Source organism: Pantoea sp. Ep11b, assembly GCF_040783975.1.
GTDB lineage: Bacteria > Pseudomonadota > Gammaproteobacteria > Enterobacterales > Enterobacteriaceae > Pantoea.
Genome location: NZ_CP160631.1, coordinates 17,786 through 33,418 on the forward strand (window position 1 = coordinate 17,786; position 15,633 = coordinate 33,418).

At 51.4% G+C, this 15,633-nt stretch carries 29 protein-coding genes; 1 reads left to right on the forward strand and 28 read right to left on the reverse strand.

From position 1 onward, the window contains the following. Nucleotides 1-32: 32 nt before the first annotated feature. The 25 genes from rpsK to rpsJ form a co-directional block, all read right to left on the reverse strand. Entirely contained in the window at nucleotides 33-422 is a 390-nt protein-coding gene (gene rpsK / locus AB1748_RS00110; protein ID WP_004160563.1) for a 30S ribosomal protein S11, read from the reverse strand. A 16-nt stretch (nucleotides 423-438) separates the two neighbouring features. Then, on the reverse strand, nucleotides 439-795 hold the full coding sequence (rpsM, locus tag AB1748_RS00115; protein WP_003850176.1) for a 30S ribosomal protein S13: 357 nt from the start codon (nucleotides 793-795) through the stop codon (nucleotides 439-441). Between the two features lie 146 nt (nucleotides 796-941). Beyond that, the gene (rpmJ, locus tag AB1748_RS00120; protein ID WP_010252805.1) at nucleotides 942-1,058 is read right to left on the reverse strand and encodes a 50S ribosomal protein L36; all 117 of its coding nucleotides are present in this window, start codon (nucleotides 1,056-1,058) and stop codon (nucleotides 942-944) included. A gap of 32 nt (nucleotides 1,059-1,090) precedes the next feature. After that, nucleotides 1,091-2,422 carry a preprotein translocase subunit SecY gene (secY, locus tag AB1748_RS00125; RefSeq protein ID WP_003850175.1) on the reverse strand — a complete coding sequence of 444 codons (1,332 nt, stop codon included), beginning with the start codon at nucleotides 2,420-2,422 and terminating at the stop codon, nucleotides 1,091-1,093. Nucleotides 2,423-2,429: 7 nt separating this feature from the next. Further along, nucleotides 2,430-2,864, reverse strand: coding sequence for a 50S ribosomal protein L15 (gene rplO / locus AB1748_RS00130; protein WP_003850168.1), 435 nt, complete (start codon nucleotides 2,862-2,864; stop codon nucleotides 2,430-2,432). Between the two features lie 3 nt (nucleotides 2,865-2,867). Beyond that, nucleotides 2,868-3,047, reverse strand: a complete 180-nt coding sequence (gene rpmD, locus AB1748_RS00135) for a 50S ribosomal protein L30 (protein WP_031376672.1) — start codon at nucleotides 3,045-3,047, stop codon at nucleotides 2,868-2,870. Nucleotides 3,048-3,052: 5 nt separating this feature from the next. Next, a complete protein-coding gene (gene rpsE / locus AB1748_RS00140) occupies nucleotides 3,053-3,553 on the reverse strand; it encodes a 30S ribosomal protein S5 (protein WP_003850164.1) in 501 nt (166 codons plus the stop codon). A gap of 14 nt (nucleotides 3,554-3,567) precedes the next feature. Continuing rightward, nucleotides 3,568-3,921, reverse strand: coding sequence for a 50S ribosomal protein L18 (gene rplR / locus AB1748_RS00145; RefSeq protein ID WP_003850163.1), 354 nt, complete (start codon nucleotides 3,919-3,921; stop codon nucleotides 3,568-3,570). Nucleotides 3,922-3,930: 9 nt separating this feature from the next. After that, on the reverse strand, nucleotides 3,931-4,464 hold the full coding sequence (rplF, locus tag AB1748_RS00150; RefSeq protein ID WP_111140926.1) for a 50S ribosomal protein L6: 534 nt from the start codon (nucleotides 4,462-4,464) through the stop codon (nucleotides 3,931-3,933). 13 nt (nucleotides 4,465-4,477) lie between these two features. Further along, nucleotides 4,478-4,870 carry a 30S ribosomal protein S8 gene (rpsH, locus tag AB1748_RS00155; protein ID WP_003850158.1) on the reverse strand — a complete coding sequence of 131 codons (393 nt, stop codon included), beginning with the start codon at nucleotides 4,868-4,870 and terminating at the stop codon, nucleotides 4,478-4,480. Between the two features lie 32 nt (nucleotides 4,871-4,902). Then, nucleotides 4,903-5,208, reverse strand: coding sequence for a 30S ribosomal protein S14 (gene rpsN, locus AB1748_RS00160; protein WP_008927132.1), 306 nt, complete (start codon nucleotides 5,206-5,208; stop codon nucleotides 4,903-4,905). A 14-nt stretch (nucleotides 5,209-5,222) separates the two neighbouring features. After that, complete coding sequence (rplE, locus tag AB1748_RS00165; RefSeq protein WP_111140927.1) at nucleotides 5,223-5,762, reverse strand: 50S ribosomal protein L5; 540 nt, start codon at nucleotides 5,760-5,762, stop codon at nucleotides 5,223-5,225. A 14-nt stretch (nucleotides 5,763-5,776) separates the two neighbouring features. Next, nucleotides 5,777-6,091 carry a 50S ribosomal protein L24 gene (gene rplX, locus AB1748_RS00170; RefSeq protein ID WP_003850150.1) on the reverse strand — a complete coding sequence of 105 codons (315 nt, stop codon included), beginning with the start codon at nucleotides 6,089-6,091 and terminating at the stop codon, nucleotides 5,777-5,779. A gap of 10 nt (nucleotides 6,092-6,101) precedes the next feature. Then, nucleotides 6,102-6,473, reverse strand: a complete 372-nt coding sequence (gene rplN / locus AB1748_RS00175) for a 50S ribosomal protein L14 (protein WP_006120590.1) — start codon at nucleotides 6,471-6,473, stop codon at nucleotides 6,102-6,104. Between the two features lie 914 nt (nucleotides 6,474-7,387). Beyond that, the gene (rpsQ, locus tag AB1748_RS00180) at nucleotides 7,388-7,642 is read right to left on the reverse strand and encodes a 30S ribosomal protein S17 (protein WP_003850147.1); all 255 of its coding nucleotides are present in this window, start codon (nucleotides 7,640-7,642) and stop codon (nucleotides 7,388-7,390) included. Further along, nucleotides 7,642-7,833 (reverse strand): 50S ribosomal protein L29, encoded by a 192-nt coding sequence (gene rpmC, locus AB1748_RS00185; RefSeq protein WP_003850146.1) that lies wholly within the window; start codon nucleotides 7,831-7,833, stop codon nucleotides 7,642-7,644. Before rpmC ends, rpsQ begins: the two co-directional genes overlap by 1 nt. Next, nucleotides 7,833-8,243 (reverse strand): 50S ribosomal protein L16, encoded by a 411-nt coding sequence (gene rplP, locus AB1748_RS00190; RefSeq protein ID WP_008927134.1) that lies wholly within the window; start codon nucleotides 8,241-8,243, stop codon nucleotides 7,833-7,835. The genes rpmC and rplP overlap by 1 nt, the downstream gene beginning before the upstream one ends. A 12-nt stretch (nucleotides 8,244-8,255) precedes the next feature. Further along, entirely contained in the window at nucleotides 8,256-8,954 is a 699-nt protein-coding gene (gene rpsC / locus AB1748_RS00195) for a 30S ribosomal protein S3 (RefSeq protein WP_008927135.1), read from the reverse strand. 17 nt (nucleotides 8,955-8,971) lie between these two features. Continuing rightward, nucleotides 8,972-9,304 (reverse strand): 50S ribosomal protein L22, encoded by a 333-nt coding sequence (gene rplV / locus AB1748_RS00200; protein ID WP_046289651.1) that lies wholly within the window; start codon nucleotides 9,302-9,304, stop codon nucleotides 8,972-8,974. Between the two features lie 13 nt (nucleotides 9,305-9,317). Next, on the reverse strand, nucleotides 9,318-9,596 hold the full coding sequence (gene rpsS / locus AB1748_RS00205; protein WP_001138115.1) for a 30S ribosomal protein S19: 279 nt from the start codon (nucleotides 9,594-9,596) through the stop codon (nucleotides 9,318-9,320). A 16-nt stretch (nucleotides 9,597-9,612) separates the two neighbouring features. After that, nucleotides 9,613-10,434 (reverse strand): 50S ribosomal protein L2, encoded by an 822-nt coding sequence (gene rplB, locus AB1748_RS00210; RefSeq protein WP_009087588.1) that lies wholly within the window; start codon nucleotides 10,432-10,434, stop codon nucleotides 9,613-9,615. Between the two features lie 17 nt (nucleotides 10,435-10,451). Then, nucleotides 10,452-10,754 carry a 50S ribosomal protein L23 gene (rplW, locus tag AB1748_RS00215; protein WP_003850708.1) on the reverse strand — a complete coding sequence of 101 codons (303 nt, stop codon included), beginning with the start codon at nucleotides 10,752-10,754 and terminating at the stop codon, nucleotides 10,452-10,454. Continuing rightward, nucleotides 10,751-11,356, reverse strand: coding sequence for a 50S ribosomal protein L4 (rplD, locus tag AB1748_RS00220; RefSeq protein WP_009087590.1), 606 nt, complete (start codon nucleotides 11,354-11,356; stop codon nucleotides 10,751-10,753). The genes rplW and rplD overlap by 4 nt, the downstream gene beginning before the upstream one ends. A 10-nt stretch (nucleotides 11,357-11,366) precedes the next feature. Then, the gene (gene rplC / locus AB1748_RS00225) at nucleotides 11,367-11,996 is read right to left on the reverse strand and encodes a 50S ribosomal protein L3 (protein WP_003850712.1); all 630 of its coding nucleotides are present in this window, start codon (nucleotides 11,994-11,996) and stop codon (nucleotides 11,367-11,369) included. Nucleotides 11,997-12,028: 32 nt separating this feature from the next. After that, complete coding sequence (rpsJ, locus tag AB1748_RS00230; RefSeq protein ID WP_001181005.1) at nucleotides 12,029-12,340, reverse strand: 30S ribosomal protein S10; 312 nt, start codon at nucleotides 12,338-12,340, stop codon at nucleotides 12,029-12,031. A 394-nt stretch (nucleotides 12,341-12,734) separates the two neighbouring features. Between rpsJ and AB1748_RS00235 the strand changes: the two genes are divergently transcribed. Beyond that, nucleotides 12,735-13,508, forward strand: a complete 774-nt coding sequence (locus AB1748_RS00235) for an A24 family peptidase (RefSeq protein ID WP_367395874.1) — start codon at nucleotides 12,735-12,737, stop codon at nucleotides 13,506-13,508. Here the strand turns inward: AB1748_RS00235 and bfr are convergent. The 3 genes from bfr to tuf all read right to left on the reverse strand — a co-directional run bounded on the left by bfr (nucleotide 13,495) and on the right by tuf (nucleotide 15,613). Beyond that, a complete protein-coding gene (bfr, locus tag AB1748_RS00240) occupies nucleotides 13,495-13,968 on the reverse strand; it encodes a bacterioferritin (RefSeq protein ID WP_111140929.1) in 474 nt (157 codons plus the stop codon). The two genes, AB1748_RS00235 and bfr, sit on opposite strands and share 14 nt — an antisense overlap. Nucleotides 13,969-14,066: 98 nt before the next feature. Continuing rightward, nucleotides 14,067-14,261 (reverse strand): bacterioferritin-associated ferredoxin, encoded by a 195-nt coding sequence (bfd, locus tag AB1748_RS00245; protein ID WP_111140930.1) that lies wholly within the window; start codon nucleotides 14,259-14,261, stop codon nucleotides 14,067-14,069. A 167-nt stretch (nucleotides 14,262-14,428) separates the two neighbouring features. Beyond that, nucleotides 14,429-15,613, reverse strand: coding sequence for an elongation factor Tu (gene tuf, locus AB1748_RS00250; protein ID WP_009087599.1), 1,185 nt, complete (start codon nucleotides 15,611-15,613; stop codon nucleotides 14,429-14,431). Nucleotides 15,614-15,633 lie beyond the last annotated feature (20 nt).

Genomic DNA, 15,633 nt, shown 5'->3' on the forward strand with positions numbered 1-15,633 from the left:
TTTCTTTCTCCAACTATCCTAAAAAACGGGCGTTATACGCGACGTTTTTTCGGCGGACGACAACCGTTATGAGGGATAGGAGTCACATCAGTAATATTAGTGATGCGGAAACCAGCGGCGTTCAGAGCACGAATAGTAGATTCGCGACCCGGACCCGGACCCTTTACCATAACTTCCAGATTCTTAATTCCGTAATCTTTTACCGCTTCTGCACAGCGCTCTGCAGCGACCTGAGCAGCAAACGGAGTGGATTTACGTGAACCGCGGAAACCGGAACCACCGGCGGTTGCCCAACCCAGTGCGTTACCCTGACGATCAGTAATGGTAACGATGGTGTTGTTAAAAGAAGCATGGACATGAGCCACGCCATCTGAGACTTGTTTTCTTACACGCTTACGTGCACGAACTGGTGCCTTTGCCATTATTTACTCACCCCGATTATTTCTTGATCGGTTTACGCGGACCCTTACGGGTACGTGCGTTGGTCTTGGTACGCTGACCGCGAACCGGAAGACCACGACGATGGCGCAAACCACGGTAGCAACCAAGGTCCATAAGACGCTTGATGCTCAGGGTGATTTCACGGCGCAGATCACCTTCAACAACGAATTTCGCAACTGCATCACGCAGCTGATCAATTTGTTCTTCAGACAGCTCACTGATCTTAACATTTTCAGCAATACCCGTTGAAGCGCAGATGGCTTTTGAACGAGTTTTGCCGATACCGAAGATCGAAGTTAATGCGATAACGGTATGTTTTTGATCAGGAATGTTAATGCCTGCTATACGGGCCACTATGCACTCCTATAATTAAACAAGCACGTCCCATGCTGAAAAGCCCGTTTTCAGGATACTCAAATGGAAACGCACTGACATACAAAAGATTGGCTGGCTAATCTAGCCAGCTCAACCCGACTTTGCAAGAAAAATATGTGACAAAATCAGCCTTGGCGCTGTTTATGCTTTGGCTCGGCGCTGCAGATCACACGTACGACACCGTCGCGACGAATGATTTTGCAGTTACGACATAATCTCTTGACGGAAGCACGAACTTTCATTTTTACTCTCCGTAACTTCTCAACCAACTGAATTAACGGCCGTAGCCTTTCAGGTTAGCTTTCTTCAGTGCCGACTCGTACTGACTTGACATCATCAGAGTTTGCACTTGAGCCATAAAGTCCATGATGACGACAACTACGATAAGCAGCGAAGTACCGCCAAAGTAGAAGGGAACCTTCATCGCATCACGCATGAACTCCGGGATAAGGCAGATAAAAGTAATGTACAGCGCGCCGATTAAGGTCAGACGTGTCATCACTTTATCAATATACTTCGCCGTTTGCTCTCCCGGACGAATTCCCGGTACGAATGCACCAGACTTCTTCAGGTTATCTGCTGTTTCACGTGGGTTGAAAACCAACGCCGTATAGAAGAAACAGAAGAAGATAATTGCAGTCGCATAGAGTAGCACATAAAGCGGCTGTCCTGGCTGCAAATACAGCGAAATTGTTGTCAGCCAGTTCCAACCGGTACCGCCCCCAAACCACGATGCAATCGTTGCCGGGAACAGAATAATGCTGGAAGCAAAGATGGCTGGGATAACACCCGCCATGTTCACTTTCAACGGTAAATGTGTGCTCTGTGCAGCGTAAACGCGACGACCCTGTTGACGTTTTGCGTAGTTCACCACAATGCGGCGCTGACCACGTTCAACGAAGATAACAAAGAAGGTCACTGCGAATACGAGTACTGCAACCAACAGCAACAAGAGGAAGTGCAGGTCGCCTTGCCGCGCTTGCTCGATGGTATGGCCAATGGCCGGCGGAAGACCCGCAACAATACCCGCGAAGATAATGATCGAAATACCGTTACCGATACCCCGTTCAGTAATCTGTTCGCCCAGCCACATCAGGAACATGGTTCCTGAGACCAGACTCACAACAGCGGTAAAGTAGAAGGCAAAGCCTGGATTCATGACCAGACCTTGCATTCCTGGCATATTCGGCAGACCGGTAGCAATACCGATCGACTGGAATATGGCCAATACCAACGTACCGTATCGGGTGTACTGGCTAATCTTACGACGGCCAGCCTCCCCTTCTTTCTTAATTTCCGCTAACGCTGGATGAACCACCGTTAATAACTGGATAATAATCGATGCCGAAATGTACGGCATGATACCCAGTGCGAAAATAGAAGCACGGCTGAGAGCACCACCAGAGAACATGTTAAACATTTCAATGATGGTGCCACGCTGTTGCTCAAGCAGTTTGGCAAGTACAGTGGCATCAATACCAGGGATTGGAATAAAAGAGCCAATTCGGAAGACAATTAGTGCGCCGATAACAAACAGTAGTCTGCGTTTCAGCTCACCAAAGCCGCCTTTGGCGCTTTGAAAATCTAATCCCGGTTGTTTAGCCATCTGCTACTTATTCCTCGATTTTACCGCCAGCAGCTTCGATTGCAGCACGAGCACCTTTGGTGACACGCAGACCGCGAACCGTTACCGGTGTAGAAACTTCACCAGACAGAATTACTTTAACGAATTCAATCTGAACACCGACAATGTTGGCTGCTTTCAGCGCGTTCAGGTCGACGATACCGCCTTCAACTTTCGCCAGATCAGACAGACGAATCTCTGTGGTGATCATCGCTTTGCGAGAGGTGAAACCGAACTTCGGCAGACGACGGTACAGAGGCATCTGACCACCTTCGAAACCGCGACGTACGCCACCGCCAGAACGAGAGTTCTGACCTTTGTGACCACGACCACCGGTTTTTCCGAGGCCAGAACCGATACCACGACCCAGACGCTTGGTAGCGTGCTTAGACCCTTCGGCCGGAGACAGAGTATTTAAACGCATCTCTTACTCCTCCACTTTAACCATATAGGAAACCGCGTTAACCATACCGCGTACTGCAGGCGTGTCTTCACGCTCAACGGTGTGGCCAATACGACGCAGACCCAGGCCAACCAGAGTGGCTTTATGCTTAGGCAAACGGCCAATAGCACTGCGGGTTTGAGTGATTTTAATAGTCTTAGCCATCGTGATTACCCCAGAATTTCTTCAACGGATTTACCACGCTTAGCAGCGACCATTTCCGGAGATTTCATATTGCCCAGGCCGTCGATAGTTGCACGAACCACGTTAATCGGGTTAGTAGAACCATAGGCTTTTGCCAGAACGTTATGAACTCCAGCGACTTCCAGAACGGCGCGCATTGCACCACCGGCGATGATACCGGTACCTTCTGAAGCCGGCTGCATGAACACGCGGGAACCCGTGTGTGCACCTTTAACAGGGTGCTGCAGGGTGCCGTTGGTCAGCGCGACGTTAACCATGTTGCGACGGGCTTTCTCCATCGCTTTCTGGATCGCTGCTGGAACTTCACGCGCTTTACCGTAACCAAAACCTACGCGACCGTTACCATCGCCTACCACAGTCAGTGCTGTGAAGGAGAAAATACGACCACCTTTAACAGTTTTAGAAACACGGTTTACCGCGATCAGTTTTTCCTGCAGTTCGCCAGCTTGTTTCTCGATGTGTGCCATCTTAGACCTCTACCTTAGAACTGAAGGCCAGCTTCACGGGCAGCATCTGCCAGTGCCTGGACGCGACCATGATATTGGAAACCGGAACGGTCGAAAGAAACACCAGTGATGCCTTTTTCGATTGCGCGTTCTGCGATAGCTTTACCTACTGCAGCTGCGGCTTCTTTATTACCGGTATACTTCAGTTGTTCAGTGATAGCTTTTTCTACAGTAGAAGCAGCGACCAGAACTTCGGAACCGTTCGGGGCGATTACCTGTGCGTAAATATGACGCGGGGTACGATGTACCACCAGGCGAGTAGCACCCAGCTCTTTGAGCTTGCGACGTGCACGGGTCGCACGACGGATACGAGCAGATTTCTTATCCATAGTGTTACCTTACTTCTTCTTAGCCTCTTTGGTACGCACGACTTCGTCGGCGTAACGGACACCCTTGCCTTTGTAAGGCTCAGGACGACGGTAGGCGCGCAGGTCCGCTGCAACCTGACCAATCAGCTGCTTATCAGCGCCTTTCAGCACGATCTCAGTCTGAGTAGGACATTCTGCAGTGATTCCCGCGGGCAGCTGGTGATCGACTGGATGAGAAAAGCCCAGAGACAGGTTAACCACGTTGCCTTTGATGGCAGCACGATAACCTACACCAACCAGCTGCAGCTTCTTAGTGAAGCCTTCGGTAACACCGATAACCATTGCGTTCAGCAGCGCGCGAGAAGTACCCGCCTGCGCCCAGCCGTCAACGAAGCCTTCGCGCGGAGCGAAAGTCAGAGCGTTGTCAGCATGCTTAACTTCAACAGCATCATTGATAGTACGAGTCAGCTCGCCGTTTTTACCTTTAATCGAAATTACCTGACCGTCGAGTTTTACCTCTACGCCGGCAGGAACAACGACAGGTGCTTTAGCAACACGAGACATATGTATCCTCCGATTACGCTACGTAGCAGATAATTTCGCCACCAAGACCAGCCTGGCGCGCTGCACGATCAGTCATGACACCTTTGGATGTAGAAACTACAGCGATGCCCATACCAGCCATTACCTTTGGCAGCTCATCTTTTTTCTTATAGATGCGCAGGCCAGGACGGCTTACTCGCTGAATGCTTTCTACAACAGCTTTACCCTGGAAATACTTAAGAGTCAGTTCCAGTTCCAGCTTGATGTCGCCTTCGATTTTGAAATCTTCAATATATCCTTCTTCCTTCAGAACGTTGGCAATTGCCAATTTCAGCTTGGAGGAAGGCATGGTGACCGCAACTTTGTTCGCGGCCTGACCGTTACGGATACGGGTCAGCATATCCGCGATCGGATCTTGCATGCTCATCTGTGTTACTCCCGTGATTCAATTGGTGACAATTACCAGCTAGCCTTTTTCAGACCCGGAATTTCACCGCGCATGGCGGCTTCGCGGACCTTGATACGGCTCAACCCAAACTTCCGCAGGAAACCGTGCGGACGACCTGTTTGACGGCAGCGGTTACGCTGACGTGAAGGGCTGGAATCACGCGGCAGACTCTGCAGCTTCAGAACAGCATCCCAACGATCTTCGTCGGAAGCGTTCACATCAGAGATGATCGCTTTCAGTTCAGCGCGTTTAGCGAAGAATTTGTCTGCTAATTTCGCACGCTTAACTTCGCGTGCTTTCATAGATTGCTTAGCCATTAAGTAACCCTACCTTACTTACGGAACGGGAAGTCAAAGGCAGCCAGCAGAGCACGGCCTTCATCATCAGATTTCGCAGTAGTGGTAATGGTGATATCCAAACCACGAACGCGATCGACTTTGTCGTAGTCGATTTCTGGGAAGATGATCTGTTCACGTACACCCATGCTGTAGTTGCCACGGCCATCGAATGACTTAGCGGACAAGCCACGGAAGTCACGGATACGTGGAACAGCAATGGTGACCAGACGCTCAAAGAACTCCCACATGCGCTCGCCACGCAGAGTTACTTTACAGCCGATCGGATAGCCCTGACGGATTTTGAAGCCTGCAACTGATTTGCGTGCTTTGGTGACCAGCGGTTTTTGACCGGAGATTGCTGCCAGGTCAGCTGCTGCGTTATCCAGCAGTTTCTTGTCAGCGATCGCTTCACCAACACCCATGTTCAGGGTGATCTTCTCGACCCGAGGGACTTGCATGACAGAATTGTAGCCAAACTCTGTCATGAGTTTCCGGACTACTTCGTCTTTGTAGTAATCATGCAGTTTCGCCATCGTACTACTCCAAATTACTTGATAGTTTCGCTATTAGACTTAAAGAAACGGACTTTTTTGCCGTCTTCGAATCTAAAGCCTACACGGTCAGCCTTACCAGTTGCCGCGTTGAACAGTGCAACGTTAGAAACCTGAATAGCAGCTTCTTTTTCAACGATGCCACCTGGCTGGTTCAGAGCCGGAACCGGCTTCTGATGTTTCTTCACCAGGTTGATACCTTCAACGATGACCTTACCAGAAGACAGGACATTCTTAACTTTACCGCGTTTACCTTTATCTTTACCGGTCAACACGATAACTTCGTCGTTACGACGGATTTTAGCTGCCATTGTTCGCTCCTTAGAGTACTTCTGGTGCCAGAGAGATAATTTTCATGAACTTTTCAGTACGAAGTTCACGAGTTACCGGCCCAAAAATACGCGTACCGATAGGCTGCTCACTGTTATTGTTCAGAATAACGCATGCATTACCATCGAAGCGAATGACAGAACCGTCCGGGCGACGAACACCCTTCCTGGTGCGCACCACTACCGCCTTCAGGACATCACCTTTCTTCACTTTACCACGCGGAATTGCTTCCTTGATGGTAACTTTGATGATGTCACCGACGCCTGCGTAGCGACGGTGCGAGCCACCCAGAACCTTGATACACATTACGCGACGTGCACCGGAGTTGTCGGCGACGTTCAGCATAGTCTGTTCTTGGATCATTTTAGTGCTCCGCTAATGTCAACTACTACTTCGGGACCTAAACCTCAGGTCGTTAGAAAGCCCCATAATTGAGGGCGCGGCATTGTAACACCGGTTCTCACAGATGGGTAGAAAAAATAAACGGCTCTCAATCGAGCCGCTGATTTTCCCTGATGACAGGGAGGGCGTATTCTAGGGAATAGTGCGAACAGTAGCAAATGTAATCTGCCTTATTTTTCGTCGATCCCGGAATAAAGTCTATTACAGGTGCCGCCCGCCTCTTTTTCAGCCAGTGCGTTATGCTACGGCATCGCCACTGACCGCGTGATAACTGCCTGTTGTCCGTGAGGCTGCTGACTTATCCGCTGATCATGCTGTAAATGCGCAGCCAGAGGGTATGCGCCTGCCCTGCCCCACTTTTCGGTTGCAGAGAGGCCCGTCCCGCTCCCTGCTGACCCCAGAAGGCCTTTCTCTGTGACCGCACGTTTTGCACCGCGTATAGGTGCGGTGTGCAGACGCTCTCTGGCAGAGCTAAAGATTGCCGGGGCGTTGCGCCTGATCTGTCTGCTGGCTGGAACCGACAGCTGAGCCGGGTATCTGTTTTGCTGACCTTAGGCAGTTACAGGCACTATTGCTGAGAATGAACAGCCGCAGCTGTTATTCGGCATGCGCCAGCGTTTAATCATCCACGGCGTTTCGCTAAAGAGCGTGACACTTCGTTGATCGGCTATTGCGTAACCGGCCCCTGAATGCGTGGAAAGGGTTTCCACTGCCAGCCAGCCGCCTTGTAGATCCGGTTCGCTCCTTCAGGGTGTACGCTGGTTTGACAGCAAAGGCCGTTCGCCGTCTGCCACTGTTCAGAGAGCAGAGCTCAGCCACAGGCAAAAAAAAACCCCCTGCCGAAGCAGAGGGTTTCTCAGAAAAAACGGTTCCTGTTACAGAACAGCTTTCTCGATTACGCGAACCAGGGTCCAGGATTTAGTCTTGGACAGTGGACGGCATTCGCGGATTTCTACCACGTCACCAATTCCACATTCATTGTTCTCGTCATGGATGTGCAGCTTAGTCGTACGCTTAATGAATTTGCCGTAGATCGGGTGTTTCACGAAACGTTCGATAGCAACAACTGCAGATTTCTGCATTTTGTCACTTACTACACGACCCTGCAGAGTACGGATTTTATCGGTCATTACGAACCCGCCTTCTCAGTCAGTAAAGTCTTAACGCGTGCAACATCACGGCGAACCTGTTTCAGCAGATGAGTCTGCTGCAGTTGGCCAGATGCTGCCTGCATGCGCAGGTTAAATTGCTCACGCAGCAGATTAAGCAGCTCAGTGTTCAGCTCTTCAACGCTTTTTTCACGCAGCTCAGTTGCTTTCATTACATCACCGTCTTAGTTACAAAGGTGGTTTTGATAGGCAGTTTTGCTGCTGCCAGCTTGAATGCTTCACGGGCCAGCTCTTCTGGTACGCCGTCCATTTCATACAGGACTTTACCAGGCTGGATCAGGGCAACCCAATACTCTACGTTACCCTTACCTTTACCCATACGCACTTCCAGCGGCTTCTCGGTGATCGGTTTGTCCGGGAATACTCGGATCCAGATCTTACCTTGACGCTTAACTGCACGGGTCATAGCACGACGTGCTGCTTCGATCTGACGAGCAGTCAGACGACCACGGCCAACAGCTTTCAGACCGAAAGTACCGAAGCTGACATCCGTACCCGCAGCCAGACCGCGGTTACGGCCTTTGTGCACTTTACGGAATTTCGTACGCTTTGGTTGTAACATCAGCGACTCTCCTTACTTACGGCCTTTACGCTGCTGCTTTTTAGGTTGAGCAGCCGGTTCCGGTTGTTCAACAGCAGCCATACCACCCAGGATCTCACCTTTGAAGATCCATACCTTAACGCCGATTACACCATAAGTGGTGTGCGCTTCAGAGGTGTTGTAGTCAATGTCAGCACGCAGAGTGTGCAATGGCACGCGACCTTCACGGTACCATTCGGTACGTGCGATCTCAGCGCCACCCAGACGGCCGCTAACTTCAACTTTAATACCCTTCGCGCCAAGACGCATGGCGTTCTGAACTGCACGCTTCATAGCACGACGGAACATCACACGACGCTCCAGCTGTGAAGTGATGCTGTCAGCTACCAGTTTCGCGTCCAGTTCCGGCTTGCGGACTTCGGCGATATTGATCTGTGCAGGAACGCCAGCGATTTTCGCGACGACCGTGCGCAGTTTTTCGACATCTTCACCTTTCTTACCGATAACGATGCCCGGACGAGCGGTGTGAATAGTCACACGGATGCTCTTCGCTGGACGCTCGATAACGATACGAGAGACAGATGCTTTAGCCAGTTCTTTAGTCAGGAACTGACGTACTTTAAAATCGCTGTCCAGGTTGTCAGCGAATTCGTTGGTGTTCGCAAACCAGGTAGAGTTCCATGGTTTTACAATACCCAGGCGAATACCATTAGGATGTACTTTCTGACCCATTGCTAGTCTCCAGAGTCTCAGCGATCGGACACAACCACAGTAATGTGGCTGGTGCGCTTCAGGATGCGATCTGCACGACCTTTGGCACGCGGCATAATGCGTTTCATGGTCGGACCTTCATCAACGAAAATTTTCGTGATTTTCAGATCGTCGATATCAGCGCCATCGTTGTGTTCGGCGTTAGCAATGGCAGATTCCAGAACTTTCTTGACCAGTACAGCCGCTTTCTTGTTGGTGTAGGTCAAAATGTCCAGAGCCTGCGACACTTTCTTACCGCGAATCAGGTCAGCAACAAGGCGAACCTTCTGAGCAGAAGAACGAGCGTGGCGATGTTGAGCAATAGTTTCCATCTCTTCCTCCTACTTATTTCTTCTTGGCTTTTTTATCAGCCGCGTGACCGCGATAAGTACGTGTCGGCGCGAATTCACCCAGTTTGTGACCAACCATTTCGTCGGAAACAAAGACAGGAACGTGCTGACGACCATTATGGACAGCGATGGTCAAACCGATCATGTTAGGAAAGATCGTTGAACGACGGGACCAAGTGCGCAAAGGCTTCTTGTCACCGCTTTCCACCGCTTTCTCTACCTTCTTCAGCAAGTGCAGGTCAATAAAAGGACCTTTCTTGAGAGAACGTGGCATGGCTTATCCTCTAATATTATTTGCTACGGCGACGTACGATAAATTTATCGGTACGCTTGTTGCTACGGGTCTTCTTACCTTTGGTCTGAACGCCCCACGGTGAAACCGGGTGCTTACCAAAGTTACGACCTTCACCACCACCGTGCGGGTGATCAACTGGGTTCATCGCGGTACCACGAACGGTCGGACGAACACCACGCCAACGGGCTGCACCAGCTTTACCCAGAACGCGGAGCATGTGCTCAGCATTACCGACTTCGCCCAGTGTTGCGCGGCAGTCAGACTCGACTTTACGCATTTCACCTGAACGCAGACGCAGGGTAACGTAAGAACCTTCACGCGCAACGATCTGCACGTAAGCACCGGCTGAGCGAGCAATCTGACCGCCTTTGCCTGGTTTCATTTCTACGTTATGCACGGTTGAACCCACCGGGATGTTACGCATCGGCAGAGTGTTACCTGCTTTAATCGCAGCATCAACGCCAGATTGGATCTGGTCGCCGGCTTTCAGGCCTTTAGGGGCCAGGATGTAACGGCGCTCGCCGTCTTTGTACAGAACCAGTGCGATGTTCGCAGAGCGGTTCGGATCGTACTCAAGACGTTCAACAACTGCCGGGATACCGTCTTTGTTGCGTTTGAAGTCAACAATACGATAAGCCTGCTTGTGACCACCACCGATGTGACGGGTAGTGATACGACCATTGTTGTTACGGCCACCGGATTTGCTGTTTTTTTCTACCAGCGGGGCAAATGGTTTGCCCTTGTGCAGCTCCGCGTTTACCACTTTAACTACATGGCGACGACCCGGAGATGTCGGTTTACATTTAACAACTGCCATTGTCTTTCTCCTCCGACTTACTCAGCGCCGCCAGCGAAGTCCAGATTCTGGCCTTCTTTCAGGGTGACGTAAGCTTTTTTCCAGTCGCTACGACGACCGATACGCTGTCCTTGACGCTTAACTTTGCCCTTAACAACCAGGGTGTTTACGTCTTTAACTTCTACTTCGAACAGTTTCTCAACAGCAGCAACGATCTCTGCTTTGGTCGCGTCATTAGCAACTTTGAGAACGATGGTATTGGTTTTTTCCATCGCGCTAGATGCTTTTTCAGATACGTGCGGCGCGCGCAGTACTTTCAGCAGACGTTCTTCACGGATCATGCCAGCATCTCCTCAACTTGCTTAACTGCGTCAGCAGTCATAACGACTTTGTCGAAGGCGATCAGGCTAACTGGGTCGATACCTGATGCATCACGCACGTCAACCTTGTACAGGTTGCGGGCAGCCAGGAACAGATTCTCATCCAGTTCACCGGTGATGATCAGCACGTCTTCCAGCGCCATGTCTTTCAGTTTCTGTACCAGCAGCTTGGTTTTCGGTGCTTCTACAGCAAATGATTCGACAACGATCAGACGATCTTGACGTACCAGCTCGGACAGGATGCTTTTCAGCGCGCCGCGGTACATCTTTTTGTTAACTTTTTGACTGTGGTCCTGCGGCTTCGCAGCAAAGGTCACGCCACCTGAACGCCAGATTGGGCTCTTTACAGAACCTGAACGCGCACGGCCGGTGCCTTTCTGACGCCACGGCTTTTTGCCTGAACCAGTTACTTCGGCGCGAGTTTTCTGCGCACGAGTACCCTGACGGGCGCCTGATGCGTAAGCAACAACAACCTGGTGAACCAGCGCTTCGTTGAAATCACGACCGAAGGTAGTTTCGGAAACAGTCAGCGCGCTCTGCGCGTCTTTCAATACTAATTCCATTGCTATCCCCTTACGCCTTCACAGCTGGTTTAACAATCAGGTCGCTACCGGTAGCACCGGGAACTGCACCTTTAACCAGCAGCAGGTTGCGCTCAGCGTCAACACGTACTACGTCCAGACTCTGAACGGTTACGCGCTCATTACCCAGCTGACCTGCCATTTTCTTGCCTTTGAACACTTTGCCCGGAGTCTGGTTCTGACCGATAGAACCCGGAACGCGGTGAGACAAGGAGTTACCGTGAGTCGCGTCCTGGGTACGGAAGTTCCAGCGCTTAACGGTACCAGCGAAACCTTTACCTTTAGAGGTACCGGTTACGTCAACTTTCTTAACTTCAGCGAAAATCTCAACGCTGATGCTCTGACCTACAGAATATTCTTCACCTTCAGCGGTGCGGAATTCCCACAGACCACGGCCAGCTTCAACGCCAGCTTTAGCAAAATGACCAGCTTCAGGTTTGGTCACACGGTTTGCTTTTTTAGCACCGGTGGTAACCTGAATTGCCTGGTAACCATCGTTCTCCAGGCCTTTGACCTGAGTAACGCGGTTCGCTTCAACTTCGATTACGGTGACGGGGATAGAAACGCCATCTTCAGTGAAGATGCGGGTCATGCCCACTTTTTTACCGACTAAACCAATCATTGTTTCAACCTCTCAATCGCTCGATGACCTGATTAACCCAGGCTGATCTGCACGTCAACACCGGCAGCCAGATCCAGACGCATCAGAGCATCAACGGTTTTTTCAGTTGGCTCAACGATGTCTACCAGACGCTTGTGAGTGCGAATTTCGTACTGATCACGCGCATCTTTGTTGACGTGCGGAGAGATCAGAACGGTAAAACGCTCTTTGCGGGTTGGCAGCGGGATTGGACCACGAACCTGCGCACCAGTGCGCTTGGCGGTCTCAACGATTTCCGCGGTTGATTGATCGATCAGACGATGATCAAACGCTTTAAGACGGATACGGATTCTTTGGTTCTGCATGAGACCAGAGCTCCAAACTTTTTATAGACGAAAAAAATTACTACTCGAACCCATTACGATTGATGGGAGAGTGTAATCGTTCAGCATATAACTCCCCAATTGGGAGTATTGTCAGGCGGCCAATATTTCAGCCGTCTGCGATTCTGCTCGAATCGCGCCTGCAATATCTGCAGGCCCGCGCATTATACGTAAATCTGTTCAGGAAGCAACCCGTGTTGTGGTTTTCGCCGGTAAATAGTGGCACGCCGATGAGATGCGCCTCGCATTCTGCTGTCGCCCGACGGAGAACGCCTCTGGCTGGCTGCGGGCCACTCTCCATTACGCCAGATTCGCTGATGACGCAGAAACCGGAGGCCGCGACACTGTGCCACTCTTTTCTATGCGGAGCCTTATCATGGTCCCTGCTGTTATCACTTATCTCGCCGCGCTGGCAGGTGGAGGCGCACTGGGCAGCTTTCTGTCGCTGGCCCGCTCCCGCTTTACCCCTGCCCTCTCACCCGCTCAGTGGTTTGCCGCCCTTTGCTTTCCCGCCTCACAGTGCCGCTGTTGCCAGCAACGCCTGTTATGGCGCGACACCCTGCCGCTGGTAAGCTGGCCAGTCCTGGGAGGATGCTGTCGCTTCTGCCGGCATCCATTTAGCGCCGGCAGCTTTCTGACAGAGTGGCTGTTTGCTCTGCTCTGTTTGCTGGTGCTGCTCAGCTTTGATAGCGTTTCTGACAGGGTTTACCTGATTGCGGTCGCCAGCCTCCTGTTCCTGCTGGCAGTCATTGATCGTCACTACTTCTGCCTGCCTGACCCGCTTACCTATCTGCTGCTCTGGCTGGGATTGCTCCATGCGACGCAGACCGGCAGCGGAACAACGGCAATTTATGGTGCGGTAGCGGGCTACTGTACGCTATGGCTACTTGCGCAGGGCTATCGCAGGGTGCGGGGTATTGAGGGATTGGGCTACGGTGATATCAAGCTGTTTGCTGCGCTGGGGGCCTGCTGTGGCTGGCTGGCCTTACCCGGCATTGCGCTGGGCGCCACGTTGCTGGCGCTGACGGCCGTATCTTTAGGGCAACGACAGCGTCCAGGCGCGGCTGACACTTTGCTGCCGTTTGGCCCTTTTCTGGCCATTGCAGGCTGGGTCATCCTTGTGCTTCAGACCCGGTTCACTCTTCTTTAATCTGAGCCTGCAGATAGTTCTGGATGCCCATCATCCGGATCAACTCCAGTTCGGTTTCAATCCAGTCGATGTGATGTTCTTCATCGGCCAGGATTTCAATCATCATGTCACGGCTGACATAGTCATGCACTTTGTCAGCGTAGGCGATTGCTTCACGGAGATCCTTGGCACCTTCCAGTTCCAGACTCAGATCTGAACTGAGCATCTCCTCAACGTCCTCGCCGATACGAAGCCGCCCCAGATCCTGAAGGTTCGGGATCCCCTCCAGAAAAAGAATGCGCTCGATATACTTGTCGGCATGCTTCATCTCGTCGATCGATTCGTGATACTCCACGTCGTTCAGACGGGTCAGACCCCAGTTTTTAAACATGCGCGCATGCAGAAAATACTGATTGATGGCAACCAGTTCATTTCCCAGCAGTTTATTCAGATGACTGATGACTTTAATATCGCCCTTCATTGTTAACCCTCCACGTCTGGTTTATTAGAGCGTAGATGCGGTTAAAAAGAAGTCAAAAAACCGTGACAGAAACTGTGGGTATTCCCACAGCAGAGAGGTCAGGCGATCTCTTTGTAGAGCGGGGCGTGCTGCAGTTCGTTATCCATAATCTCTCGCGCAGCGCGGATACACTTGCCGCACTGTTTGCCCACGGGCACAAACTGACGCAACTGCTGGATGGATTTGGGCTGGTAGCGACGCACGACTTCACGAAGGGTTTTATCACTGATGGCATTACACAGACAGACGTACATTGATTCATCACTCGGGTACATTTTGTATACAGTGTAAATGCGAATCGTTTTTATTTCAAACCCACCTTTTGCAGGGTCATCGTGAATGCAGAGCAAAAAAAAGAGCACCGAAGTGCTCTTTTTCTGTGTTGCAGTGGCCGTTTGCACGACCACAGCAGATATCACAATTAAGCGATAACTTTAGCAACAACACCCGCGCCAACGGTACGGCCACCTTCGCGGATTGCGAAGCGCAGACCTTCGTCCATTGCGATTGGGTGGATCAGGGTAACAACCATTTTGATGTTGTCGCCTGGCATAACCATTTCAACGCCTTCTGGCAGCTCTACTGAACCGGTCACGTCAGTGGTACGGAAGTAGAACTGTGGACGATAGCCCTTGAAGAACGGAGTATGGCGGCCACCTTCGTCTTTAGACAGAACGTAAACTTCTGACTCGAACTGGGTGTGTGGCTTGATGGTGCCTGGCTTAGCCAGAACCTGACCACGCTGGATGTCTTCACGCTTGATACCGCGCAGCAGAACACCACAGTTTTCGCCCGCCTGACCCTGGTCCAGCAGCTTACGGAACATCTCAACACCGGTACAGGTTGATTTCGCAGTATCTTTGATACCAACGATTTCAACTTCGTCGCCGACTTTAACGATGCCGCGCTCAACACGACCGGTAACAACGGTACCACGGCCAGAGATTGAGAATACGTCTTCGATTGGCAGCAGGAACGGCATATCGATTGCACGCTGTGGTTCCGGGATGTAGTTGTCCAGGTGTTCAGCCAGCTCGATGATTTTTGCTTCCCACTCAGCGTCGCCTTCCAGCGCTTTCAGCGCAGAACCACGAACGATTGGGGTGTCGTCGCCTGGGAAGTCATAAGCTGACAGCAGGTCACGCACTTCCATCTCAACCAGTTCCAGCAGCTCTTCATCATCAACCATGTCACACTTGTTCAGGAACACGATGATGTAAGGAACGCCAACCTGACGGCCCAGCAGGATGTGCTCACGGGTCTGTGGCATCGGGCCATCAGTCGCAGCAACAACCAGGATCGCGCCGTCCATCTGCGCAGCACCGGTGATCATGTTTTTCACATAGTCGGCGTGGCCTGGGCAGTCAACGTGTGCGTAGTGACGAGTCGGGGTTTCATACTCAACGTGTGAAGTGTTGATGGTGATACCACGAGCTTTCTCTTCTGGTGCGTTATCGATCTGATCGAATGCACGCGCCTGGCCGCCGTAAGTTTTAGACAGTACGGTGGTGATAGCTGCAGTCAGGGTGGTTTTACCGTGGTCAACGTGACCGATGGTGCCCACGTTTACGTGCAGTTTGTTACGCTGAAATTGCTCTTTCGCCATGGCGATAATTCCTTACGTTG

What these genes read in the sequence shown, in the direction of transcription:
- rplR (WP_003850163.1), bottom strand. Translation starts at nt 3,921, where the DNA reads ATGGATAAGAAATCTGCTCGTATCCGTCGTGCGACCCGTGCACGTCGC.
- rpsN (WP_008927132.1), bottom strand. Translation starts at nt 5,208, where the DNA reads ATGGCTAAGCAATCTATGAAAGCACGCGAAGTTAAGCGTGCGAAATTA.
- rplO (WP_003850168.1), bottom strand. Translation starts at nt 2,864, where the DNA reads ATGCGTTTAAATACTCTGTCTCCGGCCGAAGGGTCTAAGCACGCTACC.
- rpsK (WP_004160563.1), bottom strand. Translation starts at nt 422, where the DNA reads ATGGCAAAGGCACCAGTTCGTGCACGTAAGCGTGTAAGAAAACAAGTC.
- rplE (WP_111140927.1), bottom strand. Translation starts at nt 5,762, where the DNA reads ATGGCGAAACTGCATGATTACTACAAAGACGAAGTAGTCCGGAAACTC.
- rpsC (WP_008927135.1), bottom strand. Translation starts at nt 8,954, where the DNA reads ATGGGTCAGAAAGTACATCCTAATGGTATTCGCCTGGGTATTGTAAAA.
- rplX (WP_003850150.1), bottom strand. Translation starts at nt 6,091, where the DNA reads ATGGCAGCTAAAATCCGTCGTAACGACGAAGTTATCGTGTTGACCGGT.
- rplW (WP_003850708.1), bottom strand. Translation starts at nt 10,754, where the DNA reads ATGATCCGTGAAGAACGTCTGCTGAAAGTACTGCGCGCGCCGCACGTA.
- secY (WP_003850175.1), bottom strand. Translation starts at nt 2,422, where the DNA reads ATGGCTAAACAACCGGGATTAGATTTTCAAAGCGCCAAAGGCGGCTTT.
- bfd (WP_111140930.1), bottom strand. Translation starts at nt 14,261, where the DNA reads ATGTACGTCTGTCTGTGTAATGCCATCAGTGATAAAACCCTTCGTGAA.
- rpmD (WP_031376672.1), bottom strand. Translation starts at nt 3,047, where the DNA reads ATGGCTAAGACTATTAAAATCACTCAAACCCGCAGTGCTATTGGCCGT.
- AB1748_RS00235 (WP_367395874.1), top strand. Translation starts at nt 12,735, where the DNA reads ATGGTCCCTGCTGTTATCACTTATCTCGCCGCGCTGGCAGGTGGAGGC.
- rpsS (WP_001138115.1), bottom strand. Translation starts at nt 9,596, where the DNA reads ATGCCACGTTCTCTCAAGAAAGGTCCTTTTATTGACCTGCACTTGCTG.
- rpmJ (WP_010252805.1), bottom strand. Translation starts at nt 1,058, where the DNA reads ATGAAAGTTCGTGCTTCCGTCAAGAGATTATGTCGTAACTGCAAAATC.
- rplC (WP_003850712.1), bottom strand. Translation starts at nt 11,996, where the DNA reads ATGATTGGTTTAGTCGGTAAAAAAGTGGGCATGACCCGCATCTTCACT.
- rplN (WP_006120590.1), bottom strand. Translation starts at nt 6,473, where the DNA reads ATGATCCAAGAACAGACTATGCTGAACGTCGCCGACAACTCCGGTGCA.
- rplB (WP_009087588.1), bottom strand. Translation starts at nt 10,434, where the DNA reads ATGGCAGTTGTTAAATGTAAACCGACATCTCCGGGTCGTCGCCATGTA.
- rplD (WP_009087590.1), bottom strand. Translation starts at nt 11,356, where the DNA reads ATGGAATTAGTATTGAAAGACGCGCAGAGCGCGCTGACTGTTTCCGAA.
- rpsQ (WP_003850147.1), bottom strand. Translation starts at nt 7,642, where the DNA reads ATGACCGATAAAATCCGTACTCTGCAGGGTCGTGTAGTAAGTGACAAA.
- tuf (WP_009087599.1), bottom strand. Translation starts at nt 15,613, where the DNA reads ATGGCGAAAGAGCAATTTCAGCGTAACAAACTGCACGTAAACGTGGGC.
- bfr (WP_111140929.1), bottom strand. Translation starts at nt 13,968, where the DNA reads ATGAAGGGCGATATTAAAGTCATCAGTCATCTGAATAAACTGCTGGGA.
- rplF (WP_111140926.1), bottom strand. Translation starts at nt 4,464, where the DNA reads ATGTCTCGTGTTGCTAAAGCACCTGTCGTTGTTCCTGCCGGCGTAGAG.
- rpsH (WP_003850158.1), bottom strand. Translation starts at nt 4,870, where the DNA reads ATGAGCATGCAAGATCCGATCGCGGATATGCTGACCCGTATCCGTAAC.
- rpsJ (WP_001181005.1), bottom strand. Translation starts at nt 12,340, where the DNA reads ATGCAGAACCAAAGAATCCGTATCCGTCTTAAAGCGTTTGATCATCGT.
- rplP (WP_008927134.1), bottom strand. Translation starts at nt 8,243, where the DNA reads ATGTTACAACCAAAGCGTACGAAATTCCGTAAAGTGCACAAAGGCCGT.
- rpsE (WP_003850164.1), bottom strand. Translation starts at nt 3,553, where the DNA reads ATGGCACACATCGAGAAACAAGCTGGCGAACTGCAGGAAAAACTGATC.
- rplV (WP_046289651.1), bottom strand. Translation starts at nt 9,304, where the DNA reads ATGGAAACTATTGCTCAACATCGCCACGCTCGTTCTTCTGCTCAGAAG.
- rpmC (WP_003850146.1), bottom strand. Translation starts at nt 7,833, where the DNA reads ATGAAAGCAACTGAGCTGCGTGAAAAAAGCGTTGAAGAGCTGAACACT.